This is a genomic window from Burkholderia sp. LK4, from assembly GCF_001043615.1.
Taxonomy (GTDB): Bacteria; Pseudomonadota; Gammaproteobacteria; order Burkholderiales; family Burkholderiaceae; genus Burkholderia; species Burkholderia cepacia.
The window spans coordinates 1-720 of sequence record NZ_LDUL01000196.1 but is presented as its reverse complement, the minus strand read 5'-3'; the positions used below and the strand labels follow the sequence as shown (position 1 = coordinate 720).

Annotated in this window: 1 protein-coding gene; it reads left to right on the top strand. The window is 68.8% G+C overall.

Features of this window, described 5'->3' with window-relative positions; genetic code table 11:
• Positions 1-127: 127 nt before the first annotated feature.
• Positions 128-607: a GNAT family N-acetyltransferase gene (locus tag VK92_RS38885; protein WP_048468285.1), complete on the top strand. Its 480-nt coding sequence runs from the start codon at positions 128-130 to the stop codon at positions 605-607.
• Positions 608-720 lie beyond the last annotated feature (113 nt).

Below are 720 nucleotides of genomic sequence, written 5' to 3'. Positions count from 1 at the left end.
TGATTCGCCGATTCGCCGATTCGCGGCGTCCGCCGCACCCGCCTGCCCGCTTTCCGCCGCCGTATCGCGCGCCGGCGCGACCGTCCCGCTACACTGGAAGTCCGAATCCGTTCACGGTGACCGGGCCATGCTGCAGATGCGGCCGATGACGGCCAGTGAATTCCACGCGTACCGTACGCGAGCCATCGACGGCTACGCGCGCGATCTCGTCTCATCCGGACAAAATGCTGTCGAAGACGCGGCCAGCCGGGCGCGCGCGTGTTTCGACACGCTGCTGCCGGACGGCCTGCGGACCTTCGGCCAGACCCTCGTCATGCTCGTCGACGCCGCCAGCGGCGACGCGGTGGGCGACCTCTGGTACGCGATCGTGCCCGAAGGGCCGAACCGCACGCTGTTCATCTACGACCTCGACATCGTCCCGTCCCGGCGTCGCCAGGGCTGGGCCACGCGCACGCTCGATGCGCTCGACGCCGAGGCGCGCCGCTACGGCATCACCGAGATCGGGCTGTCGGTGTTCAATCACAACACGGCGGCCCGCGCGCTTTATCGTGCGTGCGGCTTCGCGCCGATCACGACGACGTTGATCAAGCCGGTCATTCCGGGCTGAATCCGCTGGCAGGCGCTTAGCTGATACTTGCGGCCAACCGGGTACGCCGCGGGCGGCCTGCACCATTCACACTCCTGATCCTTCCTGCTCGCCGAGCGCCGAGCGCCGAGCGC

Coding starts and splice junctions, on each gene's coding strand:
- VK92_RS38885 (WP_048468285.1), top strand. CDS start 128: ATGCTGCAGATGCGGCCGATGACGGCCAGTGAATTCCACGCGTACCGT.